We start from the raw sequence: 20,034 nt of genomic DNA on the forward strand, positions 1-20,034 counted from the left end.
AAAGAATTAAGGTTTTGTATTATCCCAATTATCTGTTCTAAATGGTGCTGATGGTAAGCCCTCTACATTGTACAAATTACCAACGGCATTATCTTTAAAAGCATAGCGAACTGCAACGGGTTTTTTAACACTTTCGCTTTTTACCACTACTGTTTTGCCAGATATTGCTGCATCAGCTGGATAAAAAACCTTATCCTCTCCAGCAATTTCAAATGATTTGAGTTTTTGATCGAATGCTGTTAAACCAGTGGGAATTTGATCAAAACTTAGTATTACTTTATCATCTGTTATTTTAAGTGATTTATAAACTGGGCCCATATAAGCTATGCCTTCTTTGCCATAGGTTTTTGCTAAAGCCCAATATGCTAAACGTTTACTTATAATGGTTTTATTTGGTGGGTGTATGGTAGTTTGACTACCTGCATCTACACTTACTACCATGCCAGAGTTTGGTATAAGTGTCATTGCTTGTGCTTGTGCTTCGTATAACAAAGGGATCTCTTCTTTATGATCGTTATATACGTTTGGTGCTATTTGCACGTAATAAAATGGCCATTGGTTGGTTGCCCATTGTGTTCGCCATTCTTTTACCATTGCAGCCATTTTTTGAGCATATGTTAATGGATTCATACGATTATTTTCGCCTTGATACCATAGTACTCCTTTAATGTTGTAACCGATAATTGGGATAATCATAGCGTTAAACAATACAGCTGGGTCATTTTTAATTACTTTAGCAGAATCGGCAGGTGTTTTAAAATCTGTAAATCCTGTTAAGCTATTTTTGGTCATCCATGCTTCTATATCTGTACCACCATAGGCAGATTGGATAATCCCGACAGGGACTTTTAACTTTTGTTGTAGCATGCGTGCAAATTGGTAACCTATTGCACTAAATTCTTTTACAGTTACGGCATTAGCGTGCTCCCATTTGTTGGTTACGTCTGCTACTGGCGTTCTGCTCATGTTTTTTTCTATTCTAAATAATCTCACTCCTGGTTCTTCTGCATCTAGCAGGATATCATTTGAGTTTAATATAGGTTGATTACCAAAACCTTTGATGGGCATTTCCATATTAGATTGCCCTGAGCATAACCAAACTTCGCCTATTAATATATCTGATAAGGTGATTTTATTTCCATCATTAAAAGTAATTGAATATGGACCACCGGCAGTTGGGGTAGCTATTGTTGTTTTCCAGTTTCCGCTGGCATTTGTTTTTACGGTATAGGTTTTATTATTCCACGATGTGGTAATAAGTACATTTGCATTGAGTTTTGCTTTACCCCAAACCTTAACATTTTCTTTTTGTTGTAATACCATTCCGTTTCCAAAAATGGCAGGTAAAACTACATTGGCTTTTATACTTTGTATACCACAAAGTAGTAATAGGGATACTACTGTAAGATATCTTTTCATGATTTATAGTTGTTATTTTTAAGTTTTACTTTTAATTTTTACTGCAAATAAAGACCAAGTTGCAATTAACATTATTACTGCAGCAACTTGATACACAATGGCAAGATCTACTTTTGCATCTTTAAGTGCACCACCTACGTAGACCATTAATCCGCCTACAATTGTACTTAAAAAATTAAGTAATCCGTATCCTGTTGCAATGTATCTACTATCTGCTACCTGACGCAATATTGGCATAAGGTTAGAGTCGTTAAATCCTCTGGCCAAACCAAATACTAGCATGGCGATGACTGCTATTGCGAAAACATTGGTTGATGCCATTAAAAAAAGGAATGGTGCACCTAGTGTAAATCCAATGATTAACATATATAAGCGACCTTTTGGGTTTTTACGTGTCCAGCGGTCGGCTAAAATTCCCCCAGCAATTACACCTATAAATGAGCCTATTTGAATATAGCCTGTTGCAGAAAAACCTGCTGCACCCAAATCTAATTTAAAATGATCTTTTAAGAATGTGGGTAACCAGCCGTATACTAGCCAATTTACCATTCCTAATACTGCAAAATAAAATAGAATGATATAGAATGAGGTTTCGCGAAATAAAACTTTTAAGGCACCTATTGCGGTTATGTTTTCGCTTGTGGTTTCTTGTATTTCGGCCTCAGTATCTGTGCTTGTGGCTTTATAATCTTTTAATACGTATACTAATATAAATGAATAGAGAATACCGAATACGCCAAATACATGAAAACCCAATCGCCAACCCCAAGCGGTTGCAATATAACCACCAAGACCACCTAAAGCTAAACCTGCATATAAACCACTCATGTGTAAACCTGTAGCTAAAGAACGAGTGCGGCCTTTGTGATAATCTGTAATTAATGCTAGTGCTGCTGGTATATAACAAGCTTCGCTAATACCCATTAAAAAACGAGTGAACAATAGCTCATTAAAAGAACTGGCATAGCCTGTCCATAAGGTAACAACGGACCAAACCATTACACTAAATACAATTACTTTTTTTCTGCTGTATTTATCGGCAATAAAACCGCCAAATGGGCTAAAAGTACCGTAAGACCAAAGAAAAACTGCGGTAAGTAATCCGAATTGCGCATCTGTTAGGGAAAAATCTGCTACAATAGGATCTCGCATAGAGGTAATTAGAATGCGATCTAAGTAATTTAAAAAAGCAACTACCCATAACATGGCTACAACAATCCATGAATAGCGAGAAACTATAGTTTTTGTGTTGTTCATTTACGGTTATTTTATGGATTGGTGAGGTGTTGCCATTAACACATTTGGGGTACGGGTTGCTGGTCTGACTTCGCCACTTGGCAAAATAACATTACCGTGCCATACTGTTAATGTAGTAGTTACTGGCGCCCATGTGCTTTGGTTTGGATTACTGATTGCGTCGTTTTTCTTTTCAGTGATTACTTTTCCAGCTTTTACCCAGGAGTTGGTTGAGGTATGGTAGCTTAAAATTTGGTTGGAAAAGCCTGGGTGTTGTTCTTTTAAGGTTGCTGCATTTGGTGCATCTGTTCCATCATCGCCACCAAAGACCATTAAATGATTTTTACCATAGGCATAGGCTGGTGTTGGCGCTGCTGCTACTGCATTTGGCAGGTCTGCTATTTTTGCCCACCCTGTTTTGGGCGAATACTGATACGCATCTTTTAAATATCGTCTGTTACCATTTATTAATTCTACTCCACTAAAAAGATAGATTGATCCATTTTGAGCACCAGCCACACTTAGCATTCTTGCTACGCCTGGCCATGTTTGTAACGTTTTCCATTCTTTGTTTTTTGCAGCTAAATCTAATGACCAAAAGTTTTGACTTGCTGTTTTAGAATCTGGATTTTCAATACCTCCAATTACATAAATTACATCGCCCAGCAACACTGCACACGTATTAGCAATTGGGTGTGGTAGATTGGGAAGTTTACTAATTTCGATTGCTCCATTTTTGTAGTTTAACATTAACACATCGGCATAATGTCCTTTTTCGTTGCTCCCACCTAAAATTATTAATGCATTTTTATAATTTATAGATGCACCATAACCTAACGCTTGTGGTAATTCACCTACTGTTTTCCATTGTGCATTCAGTTGTTCTAAAACGAAAATCTGATTAGACCATGCTTTTACAGATCCTGTCCATGGTGCTCCACCATCTGGGAAATTTGCCCCGCCAGCTACAATTAAAGCGCCATTGGCTACGCCAGCAAATGAACCAGCAAAACCAATTTTATTTGGAATAGGTGATAATTTACTCCATTTGAATTGAGCAGTCTCTTGCGCTTGTACCACGCTTTTATTTAACGTTGTAAACATAAATAGTAGTAGAAATAGGAGGATTGATTTGTGCATTATTATCTAATTTTCATCATCTCAATTTTATACAGCGACAACACTATTCACTACATTAAAGAAATCTATGGCTTCTAAAGCGGCTTTAAAATTAGTTTCATCTTGTTGACTAAGCGGAACTAATGGTAATCTGCACTTACCCAATTCAAAACCTTTCATTTTCATAATTGCTCTTTGAGCAGGTATTGATGGATATTTAACTAAACAACGGACCATGCTAACTGCATGCATTTGCATTGCTGCTGCTTCTTCACTTTTACCTTCTTGATACAATTGTATTACCTTAAGATATAATGGTGCTGCAAAAGTATAGGTACTGCCAATTGCTCCTTTTGCACCTACTGCGAGGGCTGGTAATAACATTTCATCATAACCAAATAAGATATCGAACTTGCCGTTTTTATAGTTTAAGCATGCTTGATATTCTTGCAAGGTTGAAGCAGTATACTTTATTCCAGCTAGATTTGGTATTACATTTTCTGCTTGTTCTAAGAAATCAATCATATCCATTGCTACGCCTGTAAGTGTTGGAATATTATAATAGTAAAACGGTGTATTTGGCGCTGCCGAAGCTATTTCTGCCATGCTATTTACCAAATTCTGAACTGAAGATGGTTTGAAGTAAAATGCAGCTACTGAAGAAATAGCATCTGCCCCAATTCTTTCTGCATGACTTGCCAGTTTTCTACATTCTGCAATAGAGCTATGCCCTACATGCACCAATACCAAAATACGTTTGTTGGCTGCTTTTACATATGCTTCGGCAATTAGCATCCTTTCTTCTATTGTTAAATTGGGTCCTTCGCCGTTGGTGCCACAAATAAAAACTCCAGCTAAGCCGTCGTTAACCATTTTATCTACGATAGTTGGGATAAGTGCTAAATTGATGCTACCATCTTCATTGTATGCTGCAAATGTTGCGGCTATTAAGCCTGTTATTTTGTTCATTTCTTTTATCTAAATACTAATTAATTAAAGCAGATCTTTTATTTTAATTGCCTGAAAAACCAAATCTGCTTGACTGCTTTCATACAATACCCCAATGGTATCTTCGTCTATGCTGGTTAAACAAGAGTATCCTCTGCCTTTCCATTCGTCTAATAATATTTTCTTTTGCCAGGTTTTTCCATCATCAGTACTTGTTTTAATGGAGATGTAATTTCTAGCGGTTTTTGAATCTGGATTACAGAATACCAAGAGTGATTTTTTCGCTCCATTTTGAGTATAATCATGCCTAATGATGCTCGCCATACAGGTTGGTTCTTGCAAGGCGTTATGCGAAGTTGGGTGAATTGTCCAACTGTTGCCCAAATTTGTAGTAACTGCAATGGCTCTTCCATTGTGGTTGCTTGTATCTGTACGATTGGCGTTGGAGCGCATATTTAACATGATTGTACCATCAGAAAGTTCGACCGCCATATTTTCTGTAGTAGATTCTTCGGTTGCGGCTACGCTAGTTTGCCAAGTTTGTCCGTGGTCTTTACTATATGTGATGTTAGAAAAAGCTTTACCTTTTGCATTTCTGCCTTGTGTTGGAAAAACCAGAGTTCCATCTTTAAGGGTAATGCCTGCTCCTGGCGCTGGTGCCCATAACCACCACTCCTCTTTTTTACACATTTTGGTAAGGTTAACTGGTTTACCCCAAGTTTTACCGTTATCTGTACTTTTTACAATTAGAAATTGTGCGGTTTGTTTTACATCAAAACCTGGTTGAGAACCTTTATCTCTCCACTGATGATTCCAATCGGTACTTTGCTCATTTAATCCCTCAATCCATTTACCATCTTTATCTAAAACACCGTACATCCATAAACCTGCAACATAAATATCTCCAGAGTTTTTATCTACCAAAATACAAGCATCTGATACGCCGTTAAATTTTTGAAGTAATCCGCCCCACTCTCCCATATCTAATACCACTTGCATTGGCAACCATGTTTTTCCTTTATCAATACTTCTTGATAAACCAATATCAATATCTCCTTGCAAATCACCTCCTTTTGTTCTTCGAGCATCATACGTAGCTAATAAACTACCATCTTTTGCGGTTGCTAAACCTGGAATGCGATGTGTATGAACATTTTCTTGATTGTGTTGACGTAATGCTATCGCTACATTTTGATTAATTGATTGTCGAGGTTCATCAACTTTGTGTTTTTTGCTGTTTAGTACTACAGAACTTATGGTGAGATTTAAGCTATGTTGTAAATCTGCATTCGATTTAAGTTTAAGGGTTAACCAAAAGTAATTCTGACCTACTTTTAGTTTTAAATTTCCTTTTAGTTGAAGTTCTTTTGATTTTATGCCATCTGCTTTAGCAAAAACAACTGCTTTTTGCAATTTTGCATCTGTTATTAAAGTTGAATCTTGATCTAAAGTAAACAGTTGGACATTTTCTATATCTGTTACATTAGCAGGGATATTGATAGTCAAGCCATTTAAAATACTTTCTGTTGTTGCGTTAATGGTTAAGCGCAATACAGGGTTAAGGTCCTTTCCTATTAATAAAGGCAGTTGATATTTTTGCTGGGTTATTTTCTCTTGTGCATTTGCTTTAACAAATAGCAGTGCCAGACATAAAGCAAATATATAGTTGAGTCTTTTGTTCATCGTATTTATTTAAAACCTGAAATTATTACCACAGATTAAAACATTAGCAGACAAAATATAACCAGAAGTGATATTGATTTTTTTGTTCATAACAATTAATATTTAGTCTTTATGTAGTACATATCAAATGTGAGAAGTATTTTTTATAAATCCAAATACAATTTGAGTTATCATAGAAATGTTTAACAAAAAAGCCCATAAACAATGCTTACAGGTTCTTTTTAATTATAATTAAAGAGGTTATTTCAACCGATCAAAGTGTGGTTGTAAATGTGCTTGCATTCCTTTTTTAAAATCTTCTACTGTTCCGTTCTTTAAAATTTCTACCAATCCTAAATGATCAACCAATCCACGGGTTGGTTTTTTTTCTAAAGTAACTACGTAATCAAAGATAGGCAGCAACATAATCTGAAATCTTTTGAGAGTATCATTGCCAGACATTTCATATAATTTGCCATGGAAAGCAATTTCATTTTTAATGCGGAAAGAGTTATCGTTATTAACTTCTTTTTTGGCAATGCTTTCTAATTCTGCAATGTCTTTATTGGTTTTGTTGATATATAACAATTCTGCTAGTCCCATTTCTAAAACTAATCTCAGCTCAAAAATATCTTGTAGCGTATTTTTATCAATAATTAAAGGGTCTAAAACACGTTCAAATGCGCCTAATATATCAGGTCTGGCGAGTACCATTCCTCGCTTTTTCTTACTTTCTATCATACCAAGCATGCGCAAGCGACTTAATGCTTCTCTCAAAACATTTCTACTTACGCCCAAAGCTTCTGCTAATTCTAATTCCTTTGGAAGTGCATCACCTGGTTTAAAAGATTTTTTCTTTAAATACTCTCTTAGTTTAACTTCCACAACATCGGCCATTGTATTGGAAATGATTGGAGCTAAATCTTTACTTAAGTCGTTAATATCCATAAAGTCTAATATCGTTCAAAATTGAGATATTTTTTCATTAACATGTAGTACATGTAAAATATTATTTCACATTAGTGAAAAATACTTCCTAATTCATGCTATTAAAAGCTCTTTACCTCATTCTAAAATGGAATTTACATTTGTGTAAACTTATTTCAGCATGAGGCAAGAACATATATAATTAGTTGAAAATTATTTTCTAATAGCCAAAGGTTTGCACCATTTTAAAGTTTTTATTGACTTCACTTTGTGGCAATGGAAGTAAATTATAGCGAGCTTGCCAAGCACGAGTACTAGTTCTGGTGCGCACATAATAGGCGGTGCTATTTAAACTGGTACCAGTAAATACATTCATTCCTGTAAAATCTCCACCTTGTCTACCTTCTGGAGCTGTAGCAATTTTCCATCTACGTACATCAAAAAAGCGATGCCCTTCATAAGCCATTTCAATACATCTTTCTCTTTGGATTAATGTGCGCATAGTAGCTTGATCAAATACACCAACCAATGCTGGGATGCCTGCTCTTGTGCGAATAGCATTTAAGTAAATTAGTATATCTGCATTGCCTGGATTAGATTCATTTAGTGCTTCTGCATAATTTAAATAAAGCTCGCCCAAACGGATATACATAGCCGGACGCACCACATTACCTGCATTACTTTGCAGATTTCTGCTCACATTGGTATTTTTACGTACCAAATAACCTGTTTTAGGATACATTGTCTGGCTTCCATTTGCATTTCCAGAATTACCAGTAGGCCAAAATTCAACACTGGTTAAACCAGTTTTAGGTACAAACGGAACTGTTGACCCATTAAATGTTACATTGGCATAAAATCTAGGTTCTCTATTCACATACATATTTGAAGTTCCAGCTACATAGAAGTTAGCTTTCGCTGTTGCTGTAAAACCAGATTCAACATATGCACTTCCTGTTTCGTCTATGTTTTTCCCATTAATCATTCTATACTTGTCAACCATTTCTTGAGGTAATGAAAGAACAGCATTTGTTTTAGTGCCATTTGCCGCACGAGGAGCTGAATCTTCTTCCCAAACTGCATATGCTGTAACTGTTCTTAACCAAATACCTTCATCGCTCCAACCTGTTAAATATAAGCCTCTAACAGAATTTACGGCAGCTAAAAACGGATCAGCATTGGTTACTTTATAAAGCTTTTTACCCATTGTATTGGCATGATCTATTGCTATTTTTGCAGCATCTGCAGCCTTAGCCCACTTGCTAGGATCGGCAGTAAGATTCATCAATTGTTTACCATCGGTATTCTTGAAATTAGCAAAATCGGCATTACCATTAAATAACGGACTTGCATCATACAAAAGCACTTGACTTTTTACCGATTCGACAATAAGCTTGGTAATTCTTCCTGTTTGTGAAAGATCATCTGCTCCAGATGAAGCCACAACATGTTTCTCAGGAACTAAAGCTTTTGCCGCTTCCATTTCCGTTAGGATATAATTAATACATTCGCTCCATGTATTTCTTGGTAATTGAAAATTATCATCCACATCTGCAACCCTATCACCTACAAGAACTACTGGTCCGTACAATTTAATGAGCATCCAGTAATAATAAGCTCTCAAAAACCGAGCTTCTCCAGTATATTGTTGAATTAATTCGACACCATTTGGCTCGTTAAGCAAATTAGTTTTGCTATTGTTGATATTGGCCATAAAAATATTGGCCAACCTAATTGCTTGATAATAATTAGTATATACATTAATTGCACTCTGACTGGTTAATGTTCCCGCTGCTATAATTGAAGGTGATGAAAGTTCCAACTCATCGGTCAGCTCTGCCAAGCCTCTGGCAGTAACACTACCGTCTGCCCAAACATCTGGTAATCTATTATACACTCCTGAAAGCCAATTTTCTGCTTCTAATTTACTTTGAAAAACCATATCTATGGTTTGTAAATCTTTTGGAGCCGAATCAAAGTAGCCCTTTTTACACCCAGTTGGCAACAACACTGAAAAAGCAACTACTGTTGTCAGTATAATTTTAGTGGTATATTTTTTTATGTTATGTCTCATGATCTTAATCTTTTTTGGTTTAAAATGTTACCCTTGCACCTAGATTATAGGCTTTTATGTTTGGATAAGACTCTCCTCGACTGTAATTATTTGAACTTGTACCTGTATCATTCAACTCAGGATCCCAGAATTTCCATTTCGAAAGCGTGATGAGGTTGGTACCATTAATGAATACTCTCACGTTTTTTATTCCGTATCTTTTTATGAAAGATTGATTGAGCGTATAGCCAATTTCTGCACTCTTTAATCTGATGAAATCTGCAGATTTAAGCCACCATGTACTGTTTAAATAATTTAAGTTTGGATCTTGATTGGTATTTAATCTTGGGTAAAATGCATTTGGGTTGGGATTACTCTCTGTCCATCTATCTGCTACCATACTCATTAACCCACCGCTAATTGGTCCAGATGCAAATGGCCTAGTTCCATCACCAATACCATAATTAAGATAAACTTTACCAGTACCTTGTATAAATGCACCAAAATCAAATCCTTTAATTCCAAAAGCTAGGTTAATACCATACATCATTTTTGGTGTACCAGATACATCTATTCTGGCAACATCATTTGCATCAATAATTCCATCTTTATTTAAATCGCTGTATTTAATATCCCCTGGTCTGGTATCTCCAGATTGAAAGGCCGATGCAGCCACTTCTGCCTGATCTTTAAAAAGTCCTTCGGCAATGTAAAGGGTTTTAGCATCCACTTCCTTACCTTTCCATTCCATCCAAGGATACCTTTGCGGTGGCAAACCATCTTCTAAATTGGTGTTATCGTTATACGTAAACGTGCTAGTAATATTTATCCATTTACGATTTGATAAACTTTTATTATAAGTTAGCGTTACATCTATTCCTTTATTTAACACGATACCAATGTTACGCGTTGGATTAACTCCGCCAAAGCCAGAAAGCCCAGGAATAGTTTGATCTGCTCTTAAAATTCCTTTGCGTTTTTCTCTAAAAAGCTCTGTTACTAATTTCAAATCGTTTTTAAAGAAGTTCAATTCTATACCTAAATTATGTCTATAAGATGTTTCCCAAGAAGGATCTGTTGCGATTTGAGATTCTGCATAACCACTATACGCTGGTGAAAGAGAAGAAGGAATTCCGAATTGATAGCCAGTAGCTGTAGTTTTAGCCAGTTGTGTGAGGTATAAAAATCGAGTACTGAAACCACCGTTTCCAGTAAGACCATAACTATATCTCAACTTAAAATAGGGAACAACTGATTTAATGGCATCATAAAATTTCTCGTTAGATACGATATAGCCAACACCAACAGATGGGAAGAACCCAAAACGTTTTGCAGGGCTAAAGTTTTCAGATCCGGTATAACCGAAATTACCTTCTACGAAATATCGATTGTTATACCCATAAGTTGCTCTACCTGTAATACCACGATTGCGAAAAGGAACTGAGGAAATAAACGTAGCTGCGTTGCCATCAATATATTCTGATTGGTTGAAAAGTAGTAGACCGCCAACCTCATGTTTGCCAAACGTTCTTCCGTAGTTTAAAGATGCTTCTGTGTACATCCTTCTAGTAGAACTTCTAGCTGATGAAAATGTGTATGTTCCGCTTGCATCTCTTGTGGTTTGAAGGATTAGATTTCCATTTGCATCTCTTTCTGTTGCATAATAAGATGGATCTGCAAGGCCAGTGCCAGTTGAGCCATCCGTATAAATATCAAAAGAAAATAAGCCAGAAATTGATAATCCTTTGGTAAGAATTCCTAAATCTTGTTTAACTCTAATGTTAGGACGGATGGTAGCAGAATAATCGTTTTTTGAACCAAAATTAAATGCAACTTTAGTAGGACTACTAAATCCGCCTGGATATTGGGTGTAAACCCCATTGCTGTATCTCCCAGGAATTACATGCGGTGGAACACGTAGTACTTGCGCAAATAAATTATTCAACGCATTTGTTTCACTACTTGCAGGACCATTTCTTTGATCAATAATAGATGAAATACCTAAATCTAGTTTAGTGGTATTGGTTACATTTACACCAATATTCGCGGTGAAATTATAGCGTTTATAAAATGAGCTTACATCGTAATTTTTACTATCTGGATTTTCCTTAAGTAAACCTGTTTCTCGATAATAGCCAGCAGAGATGTAATAAGTAGATTTATCTGAACCACCACTAATATTTAAGTTTGCTCTTTGACTAACTCCTGATTTTCTAAAAATTTCATCATACCAATTTACATTAGGATACAAATCTGGATCGGCACCAGTTCTATGTAAATTAATGCGCTCATCTGTATACAAAGCTGCCCTGCCCCTAGTTGTTAGCGCTTCATTGTACAAAGTCATCCATGTAGGTGCATCTAGCAATTCGGGCACTTGTACAAATTGAGAAACACCCTGATTAAGTTCGAAATTTACAGCTGGTTTACCTATAGTTCCTTTTTTAGTATTGATGATAATTACACCATTTGCTCCCCTTGTTCCATAAACTGCTGTTGATACTGCATCTTTTAGCACAGTAAAGGTTTGGATATCTTCTGGGTCAATATCATTCAATGTTCTATCTGGCACACCGTCTATAATAATTAATGGCGTACGTGTGCTCGTTCCAAATGTGGATACTCCACGCACTAAAAACCCAGAATTATCTTCGCCTGGCCCTCCTCCTCTTGAGGTTGTAATCATCCCTGAAATTCTACCTCCTAGCATTCCTGCAATATCTCTAACAGGTAATTTAAGGTCTTTTGCTTCTAATGTAGATTGAGCTCCAATTACACTGATTTTCTTTTGTTGACCATAACCAACAATACTCACCTCATTTAATCCACCAGCATCAGCTTCAAGCTTTACATTTAGATCAACTCTGTTTCTAACTGCTAGTTTTACAGTTTTATAACCTACAAAAGAAAATTCGAGTGAATCAGTTGGGGCTACAGAAATCTGGTATTTTCCTTCATTATCACTTACCACACCTAATCTTGTTCCTGCAATTTTAATATTTGCACCGATAACAGGGCCATCAAGTTCGTCTGTAATTTTTCCAGAAACCTTCAAAATCCGTTCCTGAGCAAATAAACTCGAGCTTAAGAGAAAAGCGAGCATAAAAAAAATCGTTCTTAGGATACCCCTAAGGCCATAACGTAGTTTTGTGTTCATAATTGGTTTATATTGGTTTATCTTAATTAGCCCTTATGTGGTACATATTTTTTGAGACAAAACATGGGAACATCCCCCATTTCACTCATTCAAAAAGTATTCAGTTTTATAAAATCGATTTTAGTTCTTAAAATCTTTCTCGTCTTTTATTCTTCAATTTGTACATAGTATGAAAACTCTTAAAGATCAAAATAACTTATATAAAATATTTGATTATATATAGTTATGTACTACATATCAAATGTCTAAAGTATTTTTTATATTTCCAAATATATTTTTTGTAGTTATAGAAAAAAGTGTCTTCAATTAATTTAAATCAATAAATTGATAGAAAATTTAATGATTTTCTCCTCTCCTAGAAATGTCAAAATCATAAAAAACGAAACGTATTAGATTTTTATTGGGCTTTTACATGCCAGAAGATTAGAAACATAATCTATAAGTTACAAATGCAAAAAGTCTTATATTGCTGTAAGGCTTTTTGATTTAAACTTATTATTACTCGAGTTGAGCTATCTATACTAAAGAACACTTACTAATACAAGCAGAATACTAAGACTTAATAGGGATTTTATAGGGAGTATATAGGGATTTATCCGAGTTTAGTCCCTGTAAAGTCCCTGTTAACCCCCTATTAAGTCCCTGTTTATTATAAATCTTTTATGCTCTATAATCTAAAATGTTTTAATTATTGACAGTCAATTTCTACCTCTCTTATTGTCGCATTCATACTGTAATAGAGTGACTTTTGTTCTCGAGATTTGTATCAGACAAAACCAATTAAAAAAAAATACAACATAAATTATAACAGGAGGAGAATGTCATGAGAAAAATAATTGTTTTATCGATGATTACATTAGATGGAGTTATGCAAGGACCAGGTGGACCAGAAGAAGATACATCGGGTGGTTTTAAATATGGTGGTTGGACAGCACCGTATGGTGACGAAGCTTATAATAAGGCTATGGAAAAAGAACTGCAACCTGCAGATTATCTTTTGGGAAGAAAAACATTTGATATTTGGGAAAACTATTGGCCAACGCATGGAGATTTTTGGCCAAGTATAAATGAAGGCACAAAATATGTCCTATCTACAACTAGAGAAAAGTCAAATTGGAAAAATTCAGTTTTTCTTAAGGACTTAGCTGATATTAAAAAGCTTAAAAACTCTGATGGTGCTGATATTCATGTTTGGGGTAGTAGTGAACTTATTCAGCTATTACTTAAAAATGATTTAGTAGATGAACTTCGTTTAAAAATTCATCCATTAACACTTGGTAAAGGAAAAAACTTATTTGCTAATGGCCCTATTCCAGCTGCATTTACACTAATAGATAGTTCTATTACAACAAAGGGAGTAATTCTAGCTAATTATAAACGAGCTGGAGAAGTAAAAACTGGTAATGTTGAAGTTTAAGAAAAAATAAACAAGAATAGTTTATCAGCTAGATTCTAACCGAATAGCCTTGCAGAATATGTTGGGCTATTTTGTTTTAGTTTAAAATATTCTGTTATATTTATTCATGCATTATTAGATATGATTTTTCCTTTCTCTGTAAGCTTTAATAGACAATTAAAAACAACAATAACATTTGATAACCACCAGAATATATTGCAATATATAATGAAAAGTATATTAGATGATAAAGCAAATAACGTTGCTATCGAAGATACACATGTAACTTATAAAGGTTCTACATCTAATTGGAGAGGGTCTTTATTCGGAAGCGTTGACAATGGCAGCTTTATTTTAATCAACAAAGACAACAACTGGTGGTTAAATTACCAAATCAATATGGGTAAGCTTTTTATCGGTACAGCAATATTATCAAGTATTATGGGCCTTTTTATACTAGCAAATGGCGGTCCATGGTGGGTGGGCATTGTTGGTTTTTTATGGTTGTGTGGTGCCAATTGGATTATCAACTTGATTAGACACGGGTTTGTAGCTACCAATATCGCTGAAGGAATTGATGAATTGATTTGTGGTAAAACACAACAACCTCCTGAACAGGATAAAATGACAGGCAAACTTAAAAGCTGGTTTTAACGATCAAAAAATTAAGCTTATAAAAACTTGATTTAACAAGATTACAACAAACTAAGTGAAGAACCCATCAAAGTCAAAATTTCAACTTTGTGTGTATCATTCAAACCGCTTTCATCTCGTTCCTTTTGAAACTGAAGAAAAGAAGGAACTGTTAATATTTCTTGCTGTACTTCTTCGTTTTCGTACATGGAAACATGTAAAAAGGTTAACCCATCTTCTTGGAGATAAACGGTGTATAGAAATTTTTTGTCTACTAACCTTTTAAAATCTGACAGAAACGTATTAATGTTTTGCTTGTTTTGAGCTACAAATTCCGGTTTTACGGTATAGCTTACTTTTACTGAAATCATTTTTGACAAGGGATTATTTTAGTAAACATTATGCGTAATAAATGTACAAAATTTTAGTTAGCGATAATTAAAGATTTATCAACCTCAAAATACAATTATAGCATCATTATAATTTAGTGATAACAAAAAAAGACCCTGCCGTAGCAAGGTCTTTCTTTGTAATGATTAAGCTCAAAAGCTTATTTAGCGCTGTTTTTTTTCTCAGTCACTTCAGTACGAATATCTTGTGCTAAACCTTTAAGGTCTTGCATTGCTTTACGTACTCTAGTTCCTGCTGCTGCGTTACCACCATTATAAAATTTTTCTGCATCTGCTTCAATTGCAGCGATTACTTCTTTAACTTTTGAGAATTTTTCCATTTTTTAAGTTTTAATTTGATTTCAAATATATCATTTAAACACAATAAACAAGTATGTGTTGAAATATTTATAATTGGTTTATGAGTATGCTAAGCCACTTTTCAGTTAAAAATACCTGAATCGCAATTTGTTAGCTTTATCGTTTCTGTTAAAAAATATTTTAAAAAAGAGTATCAAATAGCTATTTAACCATTGTTAAAAGGCAAATACAATCATTAATTGCTTTTGCTTTAAACGATAATAGCTGATGTAAAGTTAGTAATTCTCCTTTTTTCAATTCAATAGAATTACCCATACTTTCGAACGATAAACTACCATCAATTAACTGTAAACTCATAATCGCTTCCCCTTCTTCGCTTCCAGGCCTGATGGTTTCTCCTTCTTTTAAGGCAATTAAAGTAATGGTTACCTGCTCAGATTTAAAAACTGTAATTGCATTTTTCCCATTCTTTCCATAGGCTTCTTCCTGTTTAATTTGATCAATGTATTTCGGAATATTTATTGGAATTATGCCTGCATCTAAAGGCCTAGCGCCATCTGGCCTTTGTCGAGTAGCATTGTTGTGTTTCTCTTCCATTTTATTTCAGTTTTAGTAAAAACAGCAATCAACTAATTTGTTTCAGCATTCGTAAATGTTTATAAAAATGCAAATTAAAAATTAATAAAAACACTTTCTTTGTAATTCTTATGGCTTTATTTATCAGCTCACTTAATACAGGTAGTAACGGAAATTGTTTTTATATCGGCAACGAAGAAGAAGCCATTTTGGTTGATGCTGGCTTAAGTTGTAAGGAAACAGAAATTCGCATGCAGAGATTAGCATTGAGCATGCGCAAAGTAAAAGCTATTTTTATTTCTCACGAGCATAGCGATCATATTCGTGGTTTGCCTGTACTTGCTAAAAAATATCAATTGCCTGTTTATATTACTCAAAGTACATTATTGAGTGGCAGACAGCAAATTCAACCAAATTTACTAAACTCATTTGTCGCTTACTCGCCTATTCAAGTTGGTAATTTACAGATTACTGCATTTCCAAAATTACATGATGCCGCAGAGCCACATAGTTTTACCATTAGTTGTGCTGGTGTAAAAGTTGGGGTTTTTACAGATATTGGGAATAATTGCGAAAATGTAATTCATAATTTCAAGGAATGTCACGCTGCTTTTTTAGAAGCTAATTATGATGAGGAAATGTTAGACAAAGGTCGATATCCTTATTTCTTAAAAAATAGAATTCGAGGTGGACATGGGCATTTATCGAATAAACAGGCTTTAGATTTATTTATTGCACACAAACCTTCGTACATGAGTCATCTTTTTCTTTCTCATTTAAGTAAGGATAACAATTGTCCAAACTTAGTTCATGATTTATTTCAGCAACATGCCAATGGTACGGAGATTATTGTGGCTTCGCGATTGCAAGAAACAGCAGTTTATTATATTAGTGCTTAGTAAGCGATTATTCGTCATTCCCAACTTGATTGGGAACCACGAAGTGCTCAGCGCAGCTAATCGTAATGCAATAAGAGGTTTTTTTACGCATTACGATTCCCGTTTTCACGGGAAGGACGGCAGTTACTGACCCTTCCTTCATCTGAATGACAAAATGTATTAAATTTCCTCGAGTTTACTTCCTTCCACTCTTACATCAAGTACGTGTTTAACTCCGCATTTTAAAGCGAAATTAGCTCTTTGATGCCCTACAGGGAAATCAAAACAAACTGGATAATCATATTCCTTTACTTTATCTAAAACTATTTCAACTAAGGTTTTACCAAATTCCTCTCCGGCATCATCAGGTTTTACTTTAAAACCTCCAACAATTAATCCTCTTAACTTTTCTAATTTTCCGCTACGCTTGAGGTTATAAAACATTCTATCAATACTATATAAATACTCTCCGGTATCTTCTACAAAAAGAATTTTATCGTCAGTTTCAATCTCAGATTTACTACCACCTAAATTTTCAATACACCGTAAATTCCCACCAATTAATTCACCTTGCATTGTTCCCATTCTGTTACTGGTGTTATATGGAGCAAAATATTTCATCTTTTCTCCTTTAAGCGCTTGCTGAATAGAGTTTATTGTTTCGACTTGAATAGGCTCAGCCAAAGCCCAATCTGATGGAAAACTATTACACATTTTAGAATGAATGGTAGCAACTCTATAATTACCGTTAATATGAGAATGCAAAATTGTAATGTCACTAAAACCAATTAACCATTTTGGTGATGCTTTATACAAACTAAAATCAAGCTGATCTACAATTCTGATTGCTCCATACCCTCCTCTTGCACACATAATTGCTTTTATATTCGGATCGTTTAGCATTTGTTGCAAATCTGTTAAGCGCTCTTGATCTGTACCGCCAAAAGTGAAATCTTTAGCGCCAACCGTTTTGCCAACCACAACATTAAATCCCCAGCTTTTCATTTGAATAATTGATGGATCAATCTCTGCCTGAGTAATATAACCAGCCGGACAAGTAATACCAATAGTATCTCCAGGTAAAAGGTAGGGCGGTATTTTTATGCGTTTAGGTTCATCAGTTAAAGAAGAAATTACATCAGCTTTGCTACTTAATGAACTTAAAAGAAGTGAGGTTGGAATAATTGAGGATAGAAAATATTTACGATTCATGATGAAGCAATATAAACAAATACCCTAAATCTTCAAATCTTTACGTCATATCGAACTGAGCACACTTGTCCCGACTTCTTCGGGAGCGAGGAGATATCTTACCCTCAAGAGCACATAGCTGAAAGATTTCTCCGCTACGGTCGAAATGACGAAATTTTAATTTAAACTGCTGTGGGAACTTCCGCCAACTGCGCAGAAAGCCCTACTCCTGCTACTAAAAGTTCTTGTGTAATGGTTTTGGTATAATCTGCAATTTCAGCCTTAAAATCAGTTACTGATGCCCCAGAACGAATTTCTTCTAATCGCTTTTCCCATTGACCGGTTAACTCTGCTTGTGCGATTTTCTTGTCCTTTACTACTTCATAAACCGCCAAGCCTTTAGTAGTTGGAATTAAATTTCGTTTATCACGAACAATATATTCTCTAGTTAGTAAGGTTTCTATAATTGCAGCACGTGTTGCAGGCGTACCCAAACCACTGTCTTTCATCGCATAACGTAATTCTTCATCTTCAATCTCCTTACCCGAAGTTTCTAAGGCTTTTAATAAGGATGCTTCGTTATACAAAGGTTTTGGCTTGGTTTGTTTTTCTAATAAAGCTTTATTTACAATCGGCAATAACTCTCCAACTTTTAATTTTGGCAAAGCTGGATTTTCCTCATCCTTTTTTTCATCTTCAGTTTCATTAAACACCGAACGCCAACCCGCAGAGCGGATAACTGTACCATTTGCGGTAAATACAGAACCTGATTCGATGGTAATTTTAGTGATTTCCTTTACACATTCTTGATGAAATGCTTCTAACATTCGACCCGCAACCATATCGTAAATCGCTTGATGATCTTTACTTAAATTGTATGGTTTAACGCCCGTTGGCAAAACCGCATGGTGATCGGTAACTTTCTTCGCATTTACACTCCTTTTGTTTAAAGTTGCAGTTTGTAAAAAATTAGCCTGATTACCAAAAGTTGGATGATCAGTTAAAGTACTAATCAATTGTGGAACAGTTGCAAAAACATCATCGCCAATATATCTACTTCCAGTACGAGGGTAAGAAACTAATTTACTTTCGTATAAGTTTTGTAGCAGGTTTAGGGTCTGATCTGCTGTAAAGCCATTTTTCTTATTGGCTTCTTGCTGTAAACTACTTAAATCGTGCAAAAGTGGTGGTGGTTCTTTTCTTGGTTTGGCTTCAACTGCGGTAATATTTCCACCCGTTGCAAAACCAGATGCAACATCTTCGACTTTGTCAAATATTGCTTGTGCTTCTGGTTGAGTTTTGAAATTAGCATTAGAAATAGCTTTGAACAATTGTCCGTCTTTATCTAATTGAATAGCAATTTGATAAAACGTTTGAGGCACAAAGTTCTTGCTTTCAATAAAGCGAGCGCAAATCATAGCTAATGTTGGAGTTTGTACCCTACCTAAAGAAAGCACACTTTTAGAACCAGCAGAAATACTTAAAGCTTGCGTAGCATTCATGCCCACCAGCCAATCTGATTCGGAACGGCAATGTGCAGAATTAAACAAGGTATCGTAATCTGAGCCCGGCTTCAGATTTCTAAAACCGTCTTTTATAGCTTCATCAGTTTGCGAAGAAATCCATAAGCGTTTAAATGGTTTTTTACATTTAAGGAAGTAATAAATATACCTAAAAATCAATTCTCCTTCACGCCCAGCATCCGTTGCTACAATAATTTCTGTAGCTTCATCAAACAGTTTTTTAATAATATCTAACTGTTTTCGAACACCAGGATCTTCTACAAAACCATCCTTAGTTTTAATCTTACGGATAGCTAGTTTAAATTTAGCAGGTAACATGGGTAAATGCTGCTTACGCCAACCTATAAAACCATAATCTTGTGGTGGTGCTAATTGCAATAAATGTCCAAAAGCCCATGTAAATGAATAGCCTTTGCCTTCAATATAGCCATCTTTCCTGGTTGTTGCACCAAACACTTTAGCTAACTCACGACCAACGGATGGCTTTTCGGCAATAACAATTTTCATTCTTAGAATTCCTTTTAGAACCCTAAATATCTAAAAAAATATTGGACAAGGCAGTCAATTTTTAGCGATTGTTAGTATATAATTGGATGTGAACAGCTT

At 35.2% G+C, this 20,034-nt stretch carries 16 protein-coding genes; 3 read left to right on the plus strand and 13 right to left on the minus strand.

The window, feature by feature from the left end:
* Window positions 1-6: 6 nt before the first annotated feature.
* From GM921_RS05455 to GM921_RS05490, 8 genes are all read right to left on the minus strand, one after another.
* Window positions 7-1,419 carry a sialate O-acetylesterase gene (locus GM921_RS05455; protein WP_182921584.1) on the minus strand — a complete coding sequence of 471 codons (1,413 nt, stop codon included), beginning with the start codon at window positions 1,417-1,419 and terminating at the stop codon, window positions 7-9.
* Window positions 1,420-1,437: 18 nt separating this feature from the next.
* Window positions 1,438-2,676, minus strand: coding sequence for an MFS transporter (locus tag GM921_RS05460; protein ID WP_182921585.1), 1,239 nt, complete (start codon window positions 2,674-2,676; stop codon window positions 1,438-1,440).
* Between the two features lie 6 nt (window positions 2,677-2,682).
* Window positions 2,683-3,795, minus strand: a complete 1,113-nt coding sequence (locus GM921_RS05465) for a Kelch repeat-containing protein (RefSeq protein WP_182921586.1) — start codon at window positions 3,793-3,795, stop codon at window positions 2,683-2,685.
* Window positions 3,796-3,822: 27 nt separating this feature from the next.
* Window positions 3,823-4,743: a dihydrodipicolinate synthase family protein gene (locus tag GM921_RS05470; RefSeq protein WP_182921587.1), complete on the minus strand. Its 921-nt coding sequence runs from the start codon at window positions 4,741-4,743 to the stop codon at window positions 3,823-3,825.
* A gap of 24 nt (window positions 4,744-4,767) precedes the next feature.
* Entirely contained in the window at window positions 4,768-6,405 is a 1,638-nt protein-coding gene (locus tag GM921_RS05475) for a sialidase family protein (RefSeq protein ID WP_182921588.1), read from the minus strand.
* 240 nt (window positions 6,406-6,645) lie between these two features.
* Window positions 6,646-7,332, minus strand: coding sequence for a FadR/GntR family transcriptional regulator (locus GM921_RS05480; protein WP_182921589.1), 687 nt, complete (start codon window positions 7,330-7,332; stop codon window positions 6,646-6,648).
* Between the two features lie 199 nt (window positions 7,333-7,531).
* Window positions 7,532-9,385, minus strand: a complete 1,854-nt coding sequence (locus GM921_RS05485; RefSeq protein WP_182921590.1) for a RagB/SusD family nutrient uptake outer membrane protein — start codon at window positions 9,383-9,385, stop codon at window positions 7,532-7,534.
* A 19-nt stretch (window positions 9,386-9,404) separates the two neighbouring features.
* A complete protein-coding gene (locus GM921_RS05490) occupies window positions 9,405-12,521 on the minus strand; it encodes a SusC/RagA family TonB-linked outer membrane protein (protein WP_182921591.1) in 3,117 nt (1,038 codons plus the stop codon).
* Window positions 12,522-13,344: 823 nt separating this feature from the next.
* Here GM921_RS05490 and GM921_RS05495 point away from each other — a divergent pair.
* Together GM921_RS05495 and GM921_RS05500 are read left to right on the plus strand one after the other, a co-directional pair.
* On the plus strand, window positions 13,345-13,938 hold the full coding sequence (locus tag GM921_RS05495) for a dihydrofolate reductase family protein (protein WP_182921592.1): 594 nt from the start codon (window positions 13,345-13,347) through the stop codon (window positions 13,936-13,938).
* A 207-nt stretch (window positions 13,939-14,145) separates the two neighbouring features.
* The gene (locus GM921_RS05500) at window positions 14,146-14,571 is read left to right on the plus strand and encodes a hypothetical protein (RefSeq protein WP_182921593.1); all 426 of its coding nucleotides are present in this window, start codon (window positions 14,146-14,148) and stop codon (window positions 14,569-14,571) included.
* 41 nt (window positions 14,572-14,612) lie between these two features.
* Here the strand turns inward: GM921_RS05500 and GM921_RS05505 are convergent, their stop codons facing one another.
* The 3 genes from GM921_RS05505 to GM921_RS05515 all read right to left on the minus strand — a co-directional run bounded on the left by GM921_RS05505 (window position 14,613) and on the right by GM921_RS05515 (window position 15,857).
* Window positions 14,613-14,921, minus strand: coding sequence for a hypothetical protein (locus tag GM921_RS05505; RefSeq protein WP_182921594.1), 309 nt, complete (start codon window positions 14,919-14,921; stop codon window positions 14,613-14,615).
* Between the two features lie 179 nt (window positions 14,922-15,100).
* The gene (locus GM921_RS05510; protein WP_182921595.1) at window positions 15,101-15,280 is read right to left on the minus strand and encodes a histone H1; all 180 of its coding nucleotides are present in this window, start codon (window positions 15,278-15,280) and stop codon (window positions 15,101-15,103) included.
* A 181-nt stretch (window positions 15,281-15,461) separates the two neighbouring features.
* The gene (locus GM921_RS05515) at window positions 15,462-15,857 is read right to left on the minus strand and encodes a cupin domain-containing protein (protein ID WP_182921596.1); all 396 of its coding nucleotides are present in this window, start codon (window positions 15,855-15,857) and stop codon (window positions 15,462-15,464) included.
* A gap of 110 nt (window positions 15,858-15,967) precedes the next feature.
* Between GM921_RS05515 and GM921_RS05520 the strand changes: the two genes are divergently transcribed.
* Window positions 15,968-16,735 carry an MBL fold metallo-hydrolase gene (locus GM921_RS05520; protein ID WP_182921597.1) on the plus strand — a complete coding sequence of 256 codons (768 nt, stop codon included), beginning with the start codon at window positions 15,968-15,970 and terminating at the stop codon, window positions 16,733-16,735.
* Between the two features lie 159 nt (window positions 16,736-16,894).
* Here GM921_RS05520 and GM921_RS05525 read toward each other — a convergent pair whose 3' ends face one another.
* Together GM921_RS05525 and GM921_RS05530 are read right to left on the minus strand one after the other, a co-directional pair.
* Entirely contained in the window at window positions 16,895-17,926 is a 1,032-nt protein-coding gene (locus GM921_RS05525) for a S66 peptidase family protein (RefSeq protein WP_182921598.1), read from the minus strand.
* Window positions 17,927-18,087: 161 nt separating this feature from the next.
* Window positions 18,088-19,935 carry a DNA topoisomerase gene (locus tag GM921_RS05530; protein WP_182921599.1) on the minus strand — a complete coding sequence of 616 codons (1,848 nt, stop codon included), beginning with the start codon at window positions 19,933-19,935 and terminating at the stop codon, window positions 18,088-18,090.
* Between the last annotated feature and the right edge of the window lie 99 nt (window positions 19,936-20,034).

This window comes from Pedobacter planticolens, from assembly GCF_014172375.1.
GTDB classification, from domain to species: domain Bacteria; phylum Bacteroidota; class Bacteroidia; order Sphingobacteriales; family Sphingobacteriaceae; genus Pedobacter; species Pedobacter planticolens.